At 37.4% G+C, this 15,358-nt stretch carries 16 protein-coding genes; 7 read left to right on the top strand and 9 right to left on the bottom strand.

The window, feature by feature from the left end:
- Positions 1-697 precede the first annotated feature (697 nt).
- Both AC4CUY_RS00925 and AC4CUY_RS00930 read left to right on the top strand, forming a co-directional pair.
- Positions 698-1,462, top strand: a complete 765-nt coding sequence (locus tag AC4CUY_RS00925; RefSeq protein ID WP_419819678.1) for a nucleotidyltransferase domain-containing protein — start codon at positions 698-700, stop codon at positions 1,460-1,462.
- Between the two features lie 31 nt (positions 1,463-1,493).
- On the top strand, positions 1,494-2,375 hold the full coding sequence (locus AC4CUY_RS00930; RefSeq protein WP_336952584.1) for a pirin family protein: 882 nt from the start codon (positions 1,494-1,496) through the stop codon (positions 2,373-2,375).
- 34 nt (positions 2,376-2,409) lie between these two features.
- Here AC4CUY_RS00930 and AC4CUY_RS00935 read toward each other — a convergent pair whose 3' ends face one another.
- Positions 2,410-2,802: a hypothetical protein gene (locus AC4CUY_RS00935; protein ID WP_490773557.1), complete on the bottom strand. Its 393-nt coding sequence runs from the start codon at positions 2,800-2,802 to the stop codon at positions 2,410-2,412.
- 347 nt (positions 2,803-3,149) lie between these two features.
- On the opposite strand from AC4CUY_RS00935, the gene craA reads away from it, so the two are divergent.
- Entirely contained in the window at positions 3,150-4,391 is a 1,242-nt protein-coding gene (gene craA / locus AC4CUY_RS00940; RefSeq protein WP_419358969.1) for a chloramphenicol efflux MFS transporter CraA, read from the top strand.
- Between the two features lie 62 nt (positions 4,392-4,453).
- On the opposite strand, the gene AC4CUY_RS00945 is transcribed toward craA, so the two are convergent.
- From AC4CUY_RS00945 to yccS, 3 genes are all read right to left on the bottom strand, one after another.
- Positions 4,454-4,741: a DUF3817 domain-containing protein gene (locus AC4CUY_RS00945; protein ID WP_336952259.1), complete on the bottom strand. Its 288-nt coding sequence runs from the start codon at positions 4,739-4,741 to the stop codon at positions 4,454-4,456.
- Positions 4,742-4,906: 165 nt separating this feature from the next.
- A complete protein-coding gene (locus tag AC4CUY_RS00950) occupies positions 4,907-5,461 on the bottom strand; it encodes a hypothetical protein (protein ID WP_419358968.1) in 555 nt (184 codons plus the stop codon).
- Between the two features lie 30 nt (positions 5,462-5,491).
- A complete protein-coding gene (yccS, locus tag AC4CUY_RS00955; protein WP_336952257.1) occupies positions 5,492-7,642 on the bottom strand; it encodes a YccS family putative transporter in 2,151 nt (716 codons plus the stop codon).
- A 183-nt stretch (positions 7,643-7,825) separates the two neighbouring features.
- Here yccS and AC4CUY_RS00960 point away from each other — a divergent pair, with 183 nt between their 5' ends.
- Positions 7,826-9,049: a DUF2252 family protein gene (locus AC4CUY_RS00960; protein WP_336952256.1), complete on the top strand. Its 1,224-nt coding sequence runs from the start codon at positions 7,826-7,828 to the stop codon at positions 9,047-9,049.
- A 45-nt stretch (positions 9,050-9,094) separates the two neighbouring features.
- Here AC4CUY_RS00960 and sodC read toward each other — a convergent pair whose 3' ends face one another.
- From sodC to AC4CUY_RS00975, 3 genes are all read right to left on the bottom strand, one after another.
- A complete protein-coding gene (gene sodC / locus AC4CUY_RS00965; protein WP_490773558.1) occupies positions 9,095-9,649 on the bottom strand; it encodes a superoxide dismutase [Cu-Zn] SodC in 555 nt (184 codons plus the stop codon).
- A 276-nt stretch (positions 9,650-9,925) separates the two neighbouring features.
- Positions 9,926-11,044, bottom strand: coding sequence for an AI-2E family transporter (locus AC4CUY_RS00970; RefSeq protein WP_336952254.1), 1,119 nt, complete (start codon positions 11,042-11,044; stop codon positions 9,926-9,928).
- A gap of 100 nt (positions 11,045-11,144) precedes the next feature.
- Positions 11,145-11,789, bottom strand: a complete 645-nt coding sequence (locus AC4CUY_RS00975) for a ParA family protein (protein ID WP_336952253.1) — start codon at positions 11,787-11,789, stop codon at positions 11,145-11,147.
- Between the two features lie 129 nt (positions 11,790-11,918).
- Between AC4CUY_RS00975 and AC4CUY_RS00980 the strand changes: the two genes are divergently transcribed.
- Positions 11,919-12,386: a Holliday junction resolvase-like protein gene (locus tag AC4CUY_RS00980; RefSeq protein WP_336952252.1), complete on the top strand. Its 468-nt coding sequence runs from the start codon at positions 11,919-11,921 to the stop codon at positions 12,384-12,386.
- Between the two features lie 446 nt (positions 12,387-12,832).
- Here the strand turns inward: AC4CUY_RS00980 and AC4CUY_RS00985 are convergent, their stop codons facing one another.
- Entirely contained in the window at positions 12,833-13,456 is a 624-nt protein-coding gene (locus AC4CUY_RS00985) for a class I SAM-dependent methyltransferase (RefSeq protein ID WP_336952251.1), read from the bottom strand.
- A 183-nt stretch (positions 13,457-13,639) separates the two neighbouring features.
- On the opposite strand from AC4CUY_RS00985, the gene AC4CUY_RS00990 reads away from it, so the two are divergent.
- Together AC4CUY_RS00990 and AC4CUY_RS00995 are read left to right on the top strand one after the other, a co-directional pair.
- Positions 13,640-14,230: a hypothetical protein gene (locus AC4CUY_RS00990; RefSeq protein WP_336952250.1), complete on the top strand. Its 591-nt coding sequence runs from the start codon at positions 13,640-13,642 to the stop codon at positions 14,228-14,230.
- A gap of 78 nt (positions 14,231-14,308) precedes the next feature.
- Positions 14,309-14,716 (top strand): protease inhibitor I42 family protein, encoded by a 408-nt coding sequence (locus AC4CUY_RS00995; protein ID WP_336952249.1) that lies wholly within the window; start codon positions 14,309-14,311, stop codon positions 14,714-14,716.
- Between the two features lie 81 nt (positions 14,717-14,797).
- On the opposite strand, the gene AC4CUY_RS01000 is transcribed toward AC4CUY_RS00995, so the two are convergent.
- Positions 14,798-15,355: a hypothetical protein gene (locus tag AC4CUY_RS01000; RefSeq protein WP_336952248.1), complete on the bottom strand. Its 558-nt coding sequence runs from the start codon at positions 15,353-15,355 to the stop codon at positions 14,798-14,800.
- Positions 15,356-15,358: the final 3 nt, after the last annotated feature.

A 15,358-nucleotide genomic window follows, 5' to 3' on the forward strand; every position in this document is an offset into this window, starting at 1 on the left:
GTTTTTTATTTGGCAAATCACAATAAATGAATATTTTAATTGTAGGTAATGCTTTTGATCCTTCGCATTTTTGACTGATACAAGAAGTTGAATGATAGTCAATCTGTCAAAAAACTCATACACAAGAATATAACTTCTCTTGATTGATATTTTTAATTAAATCAATCACATGTAAAAATCAATTGTTTGATTATAAAAAAGCTTGCAATGCCACACCCTATATTCAAAGTTTAAATACCATTGCATAGGCGATGCCTCACTTTTCGTAGGTGATACCAAACCTTGCGCTGCAAACAAAGCCCTGCTTTGTTTTTGCTCATGTTGGGCGAGGGGTACGTCCAGTTACCCCCGCCCAACGGCGACATCCATGTCGCCCCACGGTAGGACAATCATCTAGGGTTTAAAAGTACAAAAAATGAATTGATAACCAACAGTTTCTAAAAGTTCATACAAAAAATAAGCTTTATTTATGATCAATGGCTTGATGTAAATCACTTGTATGAATAATTAGGAGGCTTGGCTATATATCCAACATAAAGCAAATTATGCTGGTAAGTATCATGATGAATTAAAGCGATTATTGATAAAACTTTTAAATTAAAAATAAAGGGGGAGTCGATCTTGAATTCAAAGAAAATTTAAAAAGCACTGAAATTGATGTTATAAAACCTATAGATTTACCCAAAATGTGAACACAATGAACATCCAACAAGAAATTCAAAACTTATTCCAAAACCGAGATGAACATCCACTGTTTTATATCGAAAGCGGTAGTCGTTTATGGGGCATGGCAAGTCCAGACAGTGATTACGATGTGCGTGGTTTTCATCTACCCTCCAAGGCACAATATTACGATTATCGCCAACACCGTGATTTAATCGAGATCATGGATGGCGACTTTGATTTCGTTTCATTCGACTTAAATAAAATGTTTGGACTTTTGGCAAAAAGTAATCCGACTGTTTTAGAGTGGGTACGTGCACATATTGTCTATTTCAATCAATTTCCTGAATGGGAAATTTTTAGAGATGGCTTACTTGAACGAATAGACTATAAAGCTCTGTATTATCATTACTTGTCGCTGGCTAAAGGTGGTATGCATGTCATGCAAACTGCAGATAACTTTACCTATAAAAAAGTGTTTTATTCTATTCGTGGTCTGATGTCAGCAGAGTTGGCAACACAGCAAATTATGCCTGAACTCCAGATTACGCAATTGTTTGATCAAATCGACTCCCATGATCCATTACGTCATTGGGCAGAAGATTATTTAGAAATCAAAAAACAGCAAAAAGAAAAAGCACAATTACCTGTCGCTGAACAAGCACAGATCTTAAAACTGTTAGAAGATAAAATTGAAGCCCTTAATCTAAGAACGATTGAACCTACTAATGATATTGAAAAATTAAAGCAATATCTCACCGAATATAGCTTTAATTTAAAACAACATTTTTATGGCTAATGCTTTTACTCAATCAGAGAATAGTGACACTATGAAAACCCTTGCCTTTATTCATCGTAATGACACCCGATTTGCGATAGGAGATTTTTATCCTGTACTTTCTGTATTTTCGCACTATGAATTAGGCAATACGGTTTCTCCCTTTCTGTTACTGGATCATTTAGGACCTGGTGTTTTAAAACCGACCAATTTACGCAAAGGGGTGAGTGAGCATCCTCATCGTGGTTTTGAAACGGTTACCCTGATTTTTGCTGGTGAATTAGAACACCGTGATTCATCGGGTGGTGGTGGTATTGTTTCAACGGGTGATGTGCAATGGATGACCGCAGCTTCCGGTGTAGAACACAAAGAGGTCTTTAGTGAGGTATTTTCAAAAACGGGTGGCTATTTTGAAATGGTGCAACTGTGGGTGAATTTACCAGCTAAAGATAAAATGAACCCACCACGTTATCAGAGTTTACGAAAAGCAAATATTCCAGTGATTGAACTTCCGAATAGTGCTGGAACAGTACGGGTGATTGCTGGGCATTATCAAGGACAACAAGGGCCAGCAAAAACGCATTCGCCACTTCATGTTTTAGATATTGAAATCCAAGCAGGGCATAAGGTGAGATTGCCTGCTGGCGCAGGGGAAACCACACTGGTTTATTTACGAACCGGCAAGGCATTGTTTCAAGCTGAAGATGAGATTTTTGAAGAGCAAGGGCTTGCCGTCATGTCGAGCTTAGAACAAGACTTAGAAATTACGGCATTGCAACAGTGTAAATTGCTGCTGCTGACAGGCAAACCACTTCAAGAACCCATCAACGGTCATGGCCCTTTTGTGATGAATAGCTACGCTGAAATTCTTGAAGCATATGATGATATTAAACGTGGCACATTTATCAAATCAAAAGTGCTACATGATGAATAAAGCAAACTATGTGAATTATAATTTGCTTTGATAGCTAATTTATCGATTGTTGTTTGTTTTTGAGCGCAATCAAGCCTTTGATTAGCATCGCAATCCCGACACCTACGCATAATCCCATCAAGAACTTGCCAAATATACCAAAACCCAATTCTTTATGGTTGGCTGAACTAATTGCCTTTGCCGTATCTTCAGCCGACCCAGTACTATTGGCCTGAACATCCATCAAGGCCACAAAGCCTGTATCTGTTTTACAGCTTTCAATCACTGAGCTCGAATCTTCCGCATATTTCTTTTGAACCAATTGTTCACATCGAGCCTGATCTTCAGCGCTAATATTTGGTGCAGAACTTATAAAATAAAGTCCTCCACTAATCAACAATAAAATCAGACCAATAATGATCAGTGATACAGGATTTTTATTTTTCATTTAAATTATTTATATCAGCTTAACCAGTATTTAGAGTAGCTGAAGAATAATAAATGTTCAACTTCCCCTGAAAATTTGTCTGTGTTAGACTACCCAAACTTTACCCTGTGTGTACTTCTATGAGCTTTCTTATAGATCGGGTCAAGTTAAAAAATCTCACAAATATAGTTTCAGCAATTACTTTACCTATTGAATTAGACACCTTGTGAATACGGTGTTGAACTGCCTTTATTCAACGTAAATTCCACAATTTAATATTTATATTTCAGTGCTTGTCATTGGGCGTACACTTATCTTTAAAAAAAGTAGTGTGAGCGATGCAAGCCGATAATGATATGTAGAAAACAATGCAAAATTTAGTGCAAAAACAACAAACTGCAAGTTTGAGTCGCGCTACGCTTATGTTTCCATTGGCGTTGGTGTTATTTGAATTTTCAGTTTATATCGGTAATGATTTGGTCCAACCTGCGATGCTCGCAATTACCAAGGAATTTGGTGTGAGTAGTGCATGGGCACCATCATCTATGTCATTTTATCTCCTCGGCGGGGCATGCGTCGCAGGGATACTCGGACCTTTGTCTGACCGTTTAGGACGTAAGAAAGTTTTATTGTCAGGTGTTGCATTTTTTGTTATCACCTGTTTATTAATTCTGTTTACCCACAATATTGAAAGTTTTCTTGTTTTAAGATTCTTGCAAGGTTTTGGTTTATCTGTGATCGCAGCGGTAGGTTATGCTGCGATTCAAGAAACTTTTGAAGAGCGTGATGCCATTAAAGTCATGGCACTGATGGCAAATATTTCTTTGCTTGCCCCTTTGATTGGCCCAGTCATTGGTGCTTTCCTGATTGATCATGTGTCATGGCATTGGGGATTTATTGCGATTGCTTTTTTAGCTTTTCTCAGTTGGTTTGGTCTAAAAGCCAAAATGCCATCACGTACTACCAGTATTCCCAAAAAGCCTTTGAGTTATATTTGGGATGATTATATGCAAGTCCTAAAAAACAAGACTTTCATGGGCCTGACCCTCGGTTTGCCGATGGTGGCGATGCCTTTAATGCTATGGATTGCGTTATCTCCTGTGATGTTGGTTGAAGAACTGGGACTCAGTAGTATGCAATATGGACTGGCACAATTTCCTGTATTGGGTGGATTGATTCTTGGCAATATTGCACTGATTAAAGTGATTGATCGTTTGCCGCTAGGTAAAACAGTTTTGATTGGCTTACCTTTGATGCTGTTAGGTACCTCAATTGTTGTGGCAGGAATAATTTGGCGCGAATATTTTCTTTATTGCGTTATTTTAGGGATGACCTTAGTCAGTTTTGGTGAAGGAATTAGTTTTTCAGTGCTTTATCGTTTTGCGTTAATGTCATCCGAAGTTTCTAAAGGGACTGTCGCTGCTGCTGTTTCAGTGTTGATGATGTTCACTTTCTTTTTTGTAATTGAACTGATTCGAATTCTGTATGAACAGTTCCATCTCTGGGCTTATGCGTTGTCATGCTTTGCTTTAATTACTTTGTGGTTCACTATTCCACGTAGAATAGTGAAAAAAATTATGCTGCAACGTAAAGCAAATGGTGAATTTTAAGCTCACTTGAGTTCCCCTCTCCTATAAAAGGAGAGGGAGCTTTGCTTCATAAATAAAACAGGTTAAGGCTGTTGTAATGCTTTTAATTTATGATCAAAAACAAAAGGTCCAAAAGGTAAAATTGAAGCAATCAAACCTAAAATAAATATCTTAATAGACCACTTCTGTTTTCCACAGACCATCAATAAAACTGCCAAAAAAGCAAGAAATAGCACACCATGCCCCATGCCAATATATTTTACATAGATTGGTGTATCCCAAATATATTTTAAAGGCATAGCAATAAAGAGAAGAAGGAGAAAGGAGATGCCTTCGAGAAAACCAACAATACGTAAAGATTTGATATTCATGGTCACTTAATCAAATGAGAATGAAGCTTGAGTCTAACCGAATTATCTAAACTATTTTAAAAAATGAGTAAATAAAATTGATTCATTTAAATGAATTGATGATCATTCTGGAGAATAATATTTTAGCCTCCCGACCCAAAAGTTTGCTCCGATATTCAGGATAAATTATTGTAATGCTTTGATTGCTGCATCCTGCCGTTGCTGTTCAAATTCAGTGATATAAACACAACCGATATAGGTCTTATGTTCACCTTCATCTACAACTGGATTAGATTCAGCTAAAGTCAGTTTACGCAAAGATTTTTCCATTTCTTTGGTCTCAAGATCTGTTTTTACAATTTTCTCTCCTGAGAAATAAGGCATATCTTTAAAGAAAGGGTTTTGAGAAATTTGAAACTTTTTCGCGAGAACTTGGGTGTTCGCATTTTTTAAAACAGCCAGCATCCCACCAGAAACTAAGCTAATTTGATCTGTAGATTGACCGAATACCGTAATGGGGACTTTACTGACATAGCTATATTCTTCACCTTGTTTGATCCAGCCATTCTTTTTCAAATCATCCTCAAAGTCAAAACCTAAGTCATAATAATTTTTCAGTGTCTTTTTACACTCTAAAAATTGCTGTAAGTCTTGATTAAATTGAGAATCTGCAAAAGCATTGGGCATAGCACCGATAGCCAATCCAGAAAATAAAAACGTTAGGAAAATTTTAAATTTCATGTGATGTCTCAAAATATTTTGTGATTCTTGCTATTTAATTTCTAATCGAAGTAAAGTTGTTTTTAGTTTTAACAACTCAGGTAAGGTTTCCAATAATAAACTGATTTGTTTAAGCACCAAAAGTAAATTATCTGATAAATTTTCTTGATCATTGATGTTCTGAATCTCAGTGAGCTTTGTTTCAATTAATGCTTCATTTACAGCGGATTGGTTAAGCAAAACATCATTTAACGTGTCTTTACACCACAACATCAAATCTAAAATCTGCTGATCATGCACATGTTCACGATGACTGCCTAAAGCAGAAACATAACTGAGCTGGCTATGGCTATAGACCAAATATCTAAATGCATTGTGAATTAAATCCTGATTTGGATTGGGTTCAGCACTTAAACTGGAAATCATCGTGGATAATTCAATCTGTGCATTATGTGCAGCTCGGCGTGCTTTACGATAATCAATACTATTGGTTCGGCCTTGTTGATATTGCTCAACAACCGCATCGAAATAGTCTAATGTTGCTTTGCTGCTTTTACGAATATTGTTGGAAATATCACGGAAGTTCCAGTCTGGCCAAATAAAACTGACCGCAAACCATGCGATTACACATCCCAAAATAGTATCGATAATACGTGGTAAAATAATGGTATAGCCTGCACCTTTTAAATTAAAGATCAACAAAACCATTAGGGTTGCCATTAAAGTCGCCATGGCATATTTTTTTGAACGTAAGTAGAAAAAGGATACCCCAAAAATAATAGTGAGAAGTAACTGTCCTTCTATACTAGGTATAAAATATAAAATGGGAATACCTAAAAGTACGCCTAATACAGTTCCTAAAGTGCGCAGTTTTAAACGACTTTTGGTGGCAAAATAACTGATCTGGCAGACAAATAAACTCGTGAGTAGAATCCAATAGCCATTTTTTGCGAAGGGTAGTAAGGAAATTGTGTACCCGACAGCAAACACAAATGAGATTCGCACCGCATGGCGAAACAATGCAGAATTTGGGGTTAAATGTTGTTTAATCTTGAGCCAAAGGTCTGGTAGATCATGGATATCATCATCCAATAAATTTAGATTATCTCGATGGTGGCTATAACTTTGCTGATAATTACTTTGTTCAATACTCAGATTAATAAATTGATCTTGCACATTTTTGAGATTTTTTAACACCAACAGTAAGTTTTTTACTTCTAAATTATGTGGATTTTGTTGAATCCATTCCAGCATTGAGTTTTCTAAATGTGCTAAAGCAATACTATTGTCAGGATGCGTTTGAAAGATTTGACGCTTTAAAATTGCCTCAGCAAGTTGTTGGCAATTGCGCGCTTGTAAGCGGACATTTTTTTGAATGCGATAAATTAAATCTGTGCGGCTAAAGTTCTGTTGGATCTTTTCATAGTGCAAATAATTGGAAGTAACTTGCTCATGAATATCTTGGGCCAAAAAATATAAGTTGAGCCAGTAGATGGTGTTTTTATTTGCACGAGAGGCTTTTAATCGGGTGAGTAATGAGGCTTTGGTTAAATTTAAGTTTTGCACCAACTGGCTGTTTTGCAAAGATAGGTCAAATAAAAGCTGTTCAATATTGTCGACATTATCAGGATCAAATAGTTTTGCTTTTGATGTCAAAAGCTCGGAAAGAAGATTGAAACTATTAGAGAGGTTGTCTTGTACAGCCTGTGTCGGTTTTAGCAAGTAGAAAATAATAGAGGTCAAGCCATACCATAATGTACCCATGACAAAATAACTGGGTTGTTGATACCACTCAGAATATTCACCTAAGCCAAACATGGTATAAATTGACAAGAGCACAGTACCAAATGAAATGGTGGCATAGCGTTGCCCTAAGGCACCCATTAAGATAAAAGCCCCACTGGAAAGCGACAAGTAAATTAAAAATAAAAGCTTATAGGAATGTAAAAAATCTAAAATACTGCTGACAGTAAAAAACAGCACACAGACCAAGCCTAGATTTCTTAACCGAATACTGAGTCGGTCATCAAAATCAGTGAGTGCTGTTGCAATTGCGCCAAGTGTAATCGGTACAATAAGTTGATCATAACCTAGAAAATACAGGCCAAGCGTTGTTCCAGTTAAAACAATCAAAATCTGTATGCAATAAATCAAAGTCGAATTTGATTTTATATTTTGAAAGATTTGCTGATAGCTATTCACAGTGTCTATTCAGTGGCTTGGACGTTTCAATATTTTACTCGTTTCTGATAAGGCGATATGATTTATTGCATGTAGAAATGTAAAAAAGAAACGGTAATATTCAACATTTTATATACAGTTGAGCCCTTACTTAAACGCTTAAAAAAACTCAGAATAAGTGATCAAGTACTTAAAATAGTAAAAATGCCAAGAAAGCAAAACACTGAAATAAAACAACCGCGTTACCGCAATGCTGAATTAACAGAACGTCGTAATTTAAAAATGGCAGGTTCCATCCATGCCTATGTACGAGGCAATACTGCCAAATATTATGATTGGTTAAAGCAAGCGGAAATAAGTTCGATACCACAAGGACCAGCGATTTGGATTTGTGGGGACTGCCATACCGGTAATTTGGGTCCTGTAGCCAATGCAGAGGGTAAAATTGATATTGAGATTCGTGATTTAGATCAAACCGTGATTGGTAATCCAGCCAATGATGTTATCCGCTTAGGACTATCCTTAGCGACGGCTGTACGTAGCTCTGATTTACCTGGGGTCGTTACCGCACAGATGATTGAAGCGCTTTACGCGGGTTATGTTTATGCCTTAGCACACAATGGTCAGGGGATTGGTAAATTACAGCGACCTGTCCTTGTGCATAGTGCAATGCAGAAAGCACTGAAGCGAACCTGGAAAAATTTAGCAAGAGAGCGTTTAGAAGCTTTAAAGCCAGAAATCATCTTGGGGAAACGATTTTGGCCCCTATTGAAAAAAGAACATCTCGAAATCCACAGTGTTTTTAATCAGCCTGATATTCAGGACTTGGTCACAATGATTGGCCAGCGTGATCAATCCGCTCAATTGAAAGTCATCGATTCAGCATATTGGGTTAAAGGGTGCAGTTCTTTAGGCCTATTGCGCTATATCGTACTGATGGATTCATCCAATCATATTGTCAGAGATGGGAAAGGCCTATGTTTAATGGATCTGAAAGAAGCCACAACAGCACTTGCACCACGTTATTCAAATACACCGATGCCAAAAGACAATGCAGCAAGAATTGTTGAAGGTGCAAGACACTTATCACCATTTTTAGGGGAGCGGATGCGAGCAAGTAAGTTTTTAGATACTTCGATTTTTATTCGAGAGTTATTGCCACAAGATTTAAAACTCGAAATAGAAGGGGTCAATGAAGTTGAAGCCAAAGACTTGGCTTTCTATTTGGCTTTTGTGGTTGGTCGTGCACATGCTCGACAGATGGATGATCCAGTACGCAATGCTTGGATAAAAGAGTTAAAACGCAATCAATCAAAAACCATCGAGGCACCATTTTGGCTATGGCGGAGTATTGTTGAATTGATGAGTGTACATGAGGCTGGTTATTTGGAACATTGCCGTCGTTATGCGCTTTCACATCTGAAATAAAAAAGATGTGGATAAGAGCAGACTTATCCACAATTTATGATCAAATTATTGAATCACACCACATGCTATACGATCTCCACCACCACCAAGGGGTTTTGGATGATCTGAATAGTTATCCCCGCCTGCATGAATCATGATGGCTAAGCCCTGAATATCTGCCAATTTTAAACGTGGCGCAATTAAGGTTGTTTTTGCATTTCCATTGGAATCTACATTCAGTACAGGTAAATCCCCCATATGTCCATCATTCGGGGTGCCATGACCAGTTTTTTGAGGATTGAAATGCCCACCCGCAGCTAAAGCAGCGCCTATTTTTCCATCCTTTTCACCAGGTGCACATGAACCTTTTTCATGAATATGAAAACCATGATAACCCGAAGGTAAGTGGCTAAGTTGAGTGTTGATTGTTAAACCATTTGGAGAGTCTTGCAAGCTCACTGTACCAATTTTTGAACCAATGCCTTGTGCAGATACAGCATGAATATCTACTGTTTGTAATGGTGTTTTAAGCTTAGGGTTGACCGTTGTTGTACTACATGCTGCTGTAAATAGGGTGATACATGTACAAAGTATAGAAGTTTTAAAAAAAGTAGATGTCATTGAACGCATCCAAAGTATTTGATTATGATTAGTAACTATTCAAACAAAGCCCAACAGGATAAACAATGTGAATTAAATGTCTGATTGTATGAATTTATTTAACAGAGAGTTTGATTGGTATTGATTATGTTGATTAAAATAAATGAAGAAAATCATTACGTAGTATATCTGCGATATTAAAGATAGCTATACAAGATATATTCGCCAACTCATGCTTATTGGCGAATATAGTGGTTATAACTATTGCATTTTAACGTTTACTTGCTGGCATTCAGCTTAGGATTTGGTGGGTTTATCCTCATCAATGTCATAAGCCATTGTTGCATCAGGCATGAGGCTCTCTGATTCAGTAGTTTCATGTAACCACTCACGCCAAATTGCCAAGAGAATTGCAAGAATGACAGGGCCAATAAACAGTCCAACCAGTCCAAAACTTGCTAATCCACCAAGTACACCAAACATGATCAACAAGAACGGAATCTTGGTTGCACCTGAAATAACCAAAGGTCGAATCACATTATCAGCAGTACTGACAATACAAACACCCCAAGCCATTACACCAATTGCTTCCATGGTTTGACCTTGTGAGAAAAGCCATAATGAAACTGCACCATAAGCAACAGGAGGGCCGAATGGAATCAGTGCCATCAAGAACGTCACAATGGTAAGGACCATTGGATTGGGTACACCTGCAACAAAATAACTCACACCAGCAAGAAATGCTTGAGCAACGGCAGTTAAACCAACACCATAAACCACAGCCCGAGTCGTCTCAGAAATGGTATCAAGATAATGGTGAATACGTGGACCAATTAACATTTGTAAGGCTTTACTGACTTGCTCCAAAATGGTTTGACCATCTCGGTAGAAGAAGAATAAAGACATGATTGCAAAACCTAGCTTAACCAGATTTTTGGTAATTTCGTTCAAGACGAATTTACCATAGTTCATATGGCCTTGAATCCAAAGACCAATGGTTTGTGAAAGGCTGGTAGGATCAGCATTAATTTCACGTACAGTACGGCTAACTTCTTTGCCGATGATGGGGAGTTCACGGATAAAGTCTGGAACAGTCAAATGACCTGAAGATAATTGGCGTTGGAGGTCGAAATAAAGATTTCGTCCTTCATGTTGTAAAATAAAAATGGCAAAAGTCAGTGGAATTCCAACCACCAAAACCACCAGCGTAATCATGAGTGATGCACTGAGGGTAGGTCGATTCGAACCAAACATTCTTAAGATGCGTTTGTACATTGGCCAAGTCATATAGGCAATAATACAGGCCCATAACACAGGTACAATGAAGTATTTGAGAATATCGTAACCTAGAAAAATAAGGATAAACAATAATCCAAACAATAAGATACGTTGTAAGTTCGAAGTGAAATCTTGCACGAATTACTCTAAAAATTGTGAGTGATTGACTCAATATTAACTGAAAAATAAAGTGTGGCAAATTTTAACCCTACTTTATCTGATCTTTATTGAATTGGTTTTAGAACCAATCGCTTGGATCGTCTATTAAAGCATCAAGTAAGGGTTGCCATTGTTCTTGAATGGTTAAAAAGTTCTTTTGGGTTTTATCAAAAACGTTTAAACCTTGCATCGCCAATTGGCTATAGGCAGTACGTTCGGATATCCATGCAACAGGTTTTTGTTCGATTTTATCAAAGAATTGCTGAATATCTTTCGAGCTAGAGCTGTTGGCTTTCATTCGGTTGGCAACCAGATATACAGAAACTTTGCCTTTACGAATTTTTTTAATGTCTTGGATGTGTTTAAGGAAACGTCGAGTACTGTCGATATCAAAAAAAGAAGGTTGTAGCGGAGTGACTACAGCATGGCACTCACTAATCAGTTGTTCTGCATGTTCACCAGTTAAGGCACCTGGTGCATCAATCACTAAATAATCTAGGTTTTTAGGTGCATCACCAATTGATTTTTCATGACGCCAATCCAGACTTTGAATTGTTGCTGCAGTGTTAGGGCGTTGCTTTAACCATTGCAGTGCAGATTTTTGTCCATCTGCATCAGCCAAGGCCACTTTATAGCCTTTTTGTGCAAGCGCTGTCGCTAATGTTATTGCTGTAATTGTTTTCCCACAACCGCCTTTTAAATTTGCAACAAGTATTGTTTTCATGATTGATCAATTAAGTCTGTAAGCTAACCTTCACCTTACTTTAGCATTAATTTTTAGCATATAGGTTATACATGACAAAACTTTAGTAGTTGTTTACATTGTGCAAGATATCGAGTTAAAGGAAAAAGCATGTCCATCTGGATGGCGATGTTAATTGGTGCGTGTATTGGCATCGTTTTAACCACAATCGTGTTATCAAGTACGCGTAATGGCAAAATAAAAGCAGAGTACGAACAGTATATTGCTGAGTTGGAGTTAGAGCATCAGCAGGCTTTAGCAAGCGCGCAAAAGCGTAGTGTAAATACCAGTCGTGCTGTGCTGAAAGGCAAAATGGCGGAACAACTTGCACCAATCATGCCTGAGTTTCGTTATTTACCCAGTGATGCCAAGTTCTTAGGTGATCCTATTGATTATGTCGTGTTTGATGGTTATACCGATTTTCGAGATGGTGAAGGTTTGGCAGAGGATATTGAAGTGGTGTTGATTGATATTAAGAGTGGTGGGGCACGTTTGACTAAAGGACAGCAAGCGATTGCTCAAGCAATTCATGATGGGCGAGTACGCTTTGAAACGATTCGGATTGATTTTCAAGATTAGAGGATAAAAGTGTAATTGAGTGTGCAGCTTTTGGATTAAAGCAATTGTATGGAAAAAATAAATTATTTGATTATAAAAAGGCTTGCAATGCCATACTTTACAATCAAAGTTAAAGTATCTTGGCGTAGGTGATGCCTCACTTTTCGTAAGGGATACCAAACCTTGCGCTAAAAAACCGTGCTTTGTTTTTGTTCATTGGGCGAGGTGTATGTCCTGTAACCCCGCTCAACGGCGACATCTCTGTCGTCCCAGTAGGGTAGGATAACTATCTAGGATTCAAAAATACAAAAACTTATTCATTGCTAAAAACCTTTAAAAGTTCATACAAAAACATAAGCTTCATTGATGATCAATAACTTGATGAAAATCACTTGTCTGAATAATGAGGTGGTTTGACTATCTCAAATTTTCTATTAAATTTATCTATTCTATTAAACCACGAAAGCTTAGAGCTTGTGTGCTCTGGCCATAAACATACGCCGTCCAATTTTTGGCAGATCTTCAGCATCAAAATAATATTTTTCAGAAAACTTAAAATTGGCATTTAAAAGTTCAAGTTCAATATTACGGTTTAAGTGGCAACCATCGGCAATAATCTTTTGTATAGGGGTTAAAATATCTTGCAATTTTTTTAGGGTGCTATTGTCATGATATTGAACGTGTTCAATTAGATGTAGTGTACCTTGAGGTTTTAAAACCCGATGAATTTCTTGAATGGCTTTATCTAAATTGGCAATACTGCACATAGTCCATGTACTGACGATATTCTCGACTGAATTATCTGCAAAAGGTAACTTTTCGGCACTGGCTTGAATATGTTGTACATGAAAGGGTGCATCAAATACCCGTTTCTGAGCAAGTTGGTATACATCGCGGTTTGGTTCAAGTGCATAAACTTGATCAACCTCTTGGTAAAATGGCAGGTTTAAACCTGTGCCAAAACCGATTTCTAAGACTTCACCTCGAACTTTTCCAAGTAATTCTGCACGTCCATCCATCATGCTGGGTGTTTGCATCACTTGATTGAGTAAATGCGGGAAGATACGTTGTTGGTAAAATCTATAAATCATAATTTTATGCAATTAGATGGGGATAAGCTAAATTCTAACCAAAGCATACTTTGAATATAAGACAAAAATAGGACGAAATCTCTGTATTTTGTTACCGAAACTCGATTTTTATTTTAAGTTTTTATATTAATACTAGGATTATAGATTTTGTACAATTTTTAACTGTGGTTTGAGGAGCATATTATGAGTAAAAAGTTAATCTGTGCAGCGTTGATGGCACTGAGTACTTTTCAGGTATATGCTTTTCAATCTACTGATTCCTCTAAAGTTTCAACAAGTAACCCAGCATTTAATATTGCCAATGGTTTGGCGCCAATAGATCAACATCAGAAAATTTCTGTTTTAGAACCCTTTCATGGGGAGTTTCGGATTCTCGGTTCAAAAGAATATAAAGATGATGAGCAAGCAAAATTTTCTCCAATTGATTATGCGGTAACTCGTGGTTTATTTACTGAACCTGAAATTGCCCGCCAGATTTCAATCAATCAATATGACCGTTTCTTAAATTGGAAAATGGCTCGACCACCCATTCCAGCTCAATTAGCAACTCAATTGGTCAGTAACATGCATATTATCCCGGCTAATCCTAAAATTGCTCAGCAAATCAAACAGGTAAAGCGCGGGGATCTCGTTCGCTTAACAGGCGATTTGGTCCAAGTGAATGATAAAGATTTGGTGTGGAAATCTGCTTTAGATTGGAATGGTGTGGGGGATGGGGCGTGTAAACTGATTCGTGTAAATTCTATTCAGTGGTTGGAAAAGCAAAATATCTAAATTCAAATTGAGCCACATCAGAGAAGATGATAAGGTTTGCTATAATTTTAGCCAATTTGATCATAAAGAGTGTGATAAATGAAAGGTTTAGTGGGTTTTACTTTGTTGTTTTGCAGTTTGGGCTTAGTCGCTTGTCAAAGTTCAAGTCCTACAGTGGAAGGTAAAACACATGAGTATACATTGAAACAAAAGTGCCCAACTTTGATGGATATGAAAGTAGGTGAGGTACTTGTTTTCAATGCACCTGAAAATCCTAGCACAGGTTATCAATGGCAGTTATTACAACCACTTAAAATTTTTAAAACAGAAGAAACCTATTTGCAAAATGACAGTGAAGAGGGGGCAGTGGGTGTAGGTGGAACAAAAACTTTCCGGTTTAAAGCTGAAAAACCAGGACAAGACTATATTGAATTGGTGCATATTCGTTCATGGGAGTCTTCAAAACAACCTGATCAACAATGGCGTTGTCGCATTCGAGTTTCTTAGCATTGAGTTTTAATCTTGATCAGCGTTTCTGCTTTTGTGCGATCTGTTAGCGCACAAGAGCAGATTAAAGCATTTGTTTTTTTATCTTTTATCGGTCAATTGTTTCCAATGATCAAGTTGCTCATCAGCACTTAACATTTCTCCCATACCTTTGACTGCATCACTTGGATTTTTCAGTTCCCCATCTGCAGATTGCTTTTTCTCATCATAGACTTTGGCTTGATTTTCCCAATATTGATAGCGTAACCCTTGAATATAGCGTCCTTGTTCGGTTTTTAGATCCAGCTCTTTGAGCATATTCAGTGCAGATTCAATACCATCACGTTTAAGCTGACGATCTATTTCTTCAGTAAGGCTTCCATCAGAAGCACGTTTTTTAAGATCAGCTTCTAAAGCATTATTATTTTCAGTAAATTTTTGATCATATTCTTCAAGCAATGCAATATCGTGAGCATCGTCTGGTGTACTTGGAAAGGTTTTAATCGGTTTGGTTTTCAATTGATCCATGATCTCTTGAGAGGCATCTTTGGGTTCAGATGAATTATTCTGCTGTGGGCTATCTTTAGGAGAACATGCTGCCATGAAAACGACTGATGTGAGTAAACCTGAAAGGAGTAAAGGGCGAAGTATTAAATTCATGAT

The organism is Acinetobacter sp. 778_lipA (assembly GCF_058242985.1).

Coding starts and splice junctions, on each gene's coding strand:
- AC4CUY_RS00960 (WP_336952256.1), top strand. CDS start 7,826: ATGCCAAGAAAGCAAAACACTGAAATAAAACAACCGCGTTACCGCAAT.
- AC4CUY_RS00995 (WP_336952249.1), top strand. CDS start 14,309: ATGAAAGGTTTAGTGGGTTTTACTTTGTTGTTTTGCAGTTTGGGCTTA.
- AC4CUY_RS00930 (WP_336952584.1), top strand. CDS start 1,494: ATGAAAACCCTTGCCTTTATTCATCGTAATGACACCCGATTTGCGATA.
- craA (WP_419358969.1), top strand. CDS start 3,150: ATGCAAAATTTAGTGCAAAAACAACAAACTGCAAGTTTGAGTCGCGCT.
- AC4CUY_RS00950 (WP_419358968.1), bottom strand. CDS start 5,461: ATGAAATTTAAAATTTTCCTAACGTTTTTATTTTCTGGATTGGCTATC.
- AC4CUY_RS00980 (WP_336952252.1), top strand. CDS start 11,919: ATGTCCATCTGGATGGCGATGTTAATTGGTGCGTGTATTGGCATCGTT.
- AC4CUY_RS00990 (WP_336952250.1), top strand. CDS start 13,640: ATGAGTAAAAAGTTAATCTGTGCAGCGTTGATGGCACTGAGTACTTTT.
- AC4CUY_RS00975 (WP_336952253.1), bottom strand. CDS start 11,789: ATGAAAACAATACTTGTTGCAAATTTAAAAGGCGGTTGTGGGAAAACA.
- AC4CUY_RS00985 (WP_336952251.1), bottom strand. CDS start 13,456: ATGATTTATAGATTTTACCAACAACGTATCTTCCCGCATTTACTCAAT.
- AC4CUY_RS00945 (WP_336952259.1), bottom strand. CDS start 4,741: ATGAATATCAAATCTTTACGTATTGTTGGTTTTCTCGAAGGCATCTCC.
- sodC (WP_490773558.1), bottom strand. CDS start 9,649: ATGACATCTACTTTTTTTAAAACTTCTATACTTTGTACATGTATCACC.
- AC4CUY_RS00925 (WP_419819678.1), top strand. CDS start 698: ATGAACATCCAACAAGAAATTCAAAACTTATTCCAAAACCGAGATGAA.
- AC4CUY_RS01000 (WP_336952248.1), bottom strand. CDS start 15,355: ATGAATTTAATACTTCGCCCTTTACTCCTTTCAGGTTTACTCACATCA.
- AC4CUY_RS00935 (WP_490773557.1), bottom strand. CDS start 2,802: ATGAAAAATAAAAATCCTGTATCACTGATCATTATTGGTCTGATTTTA.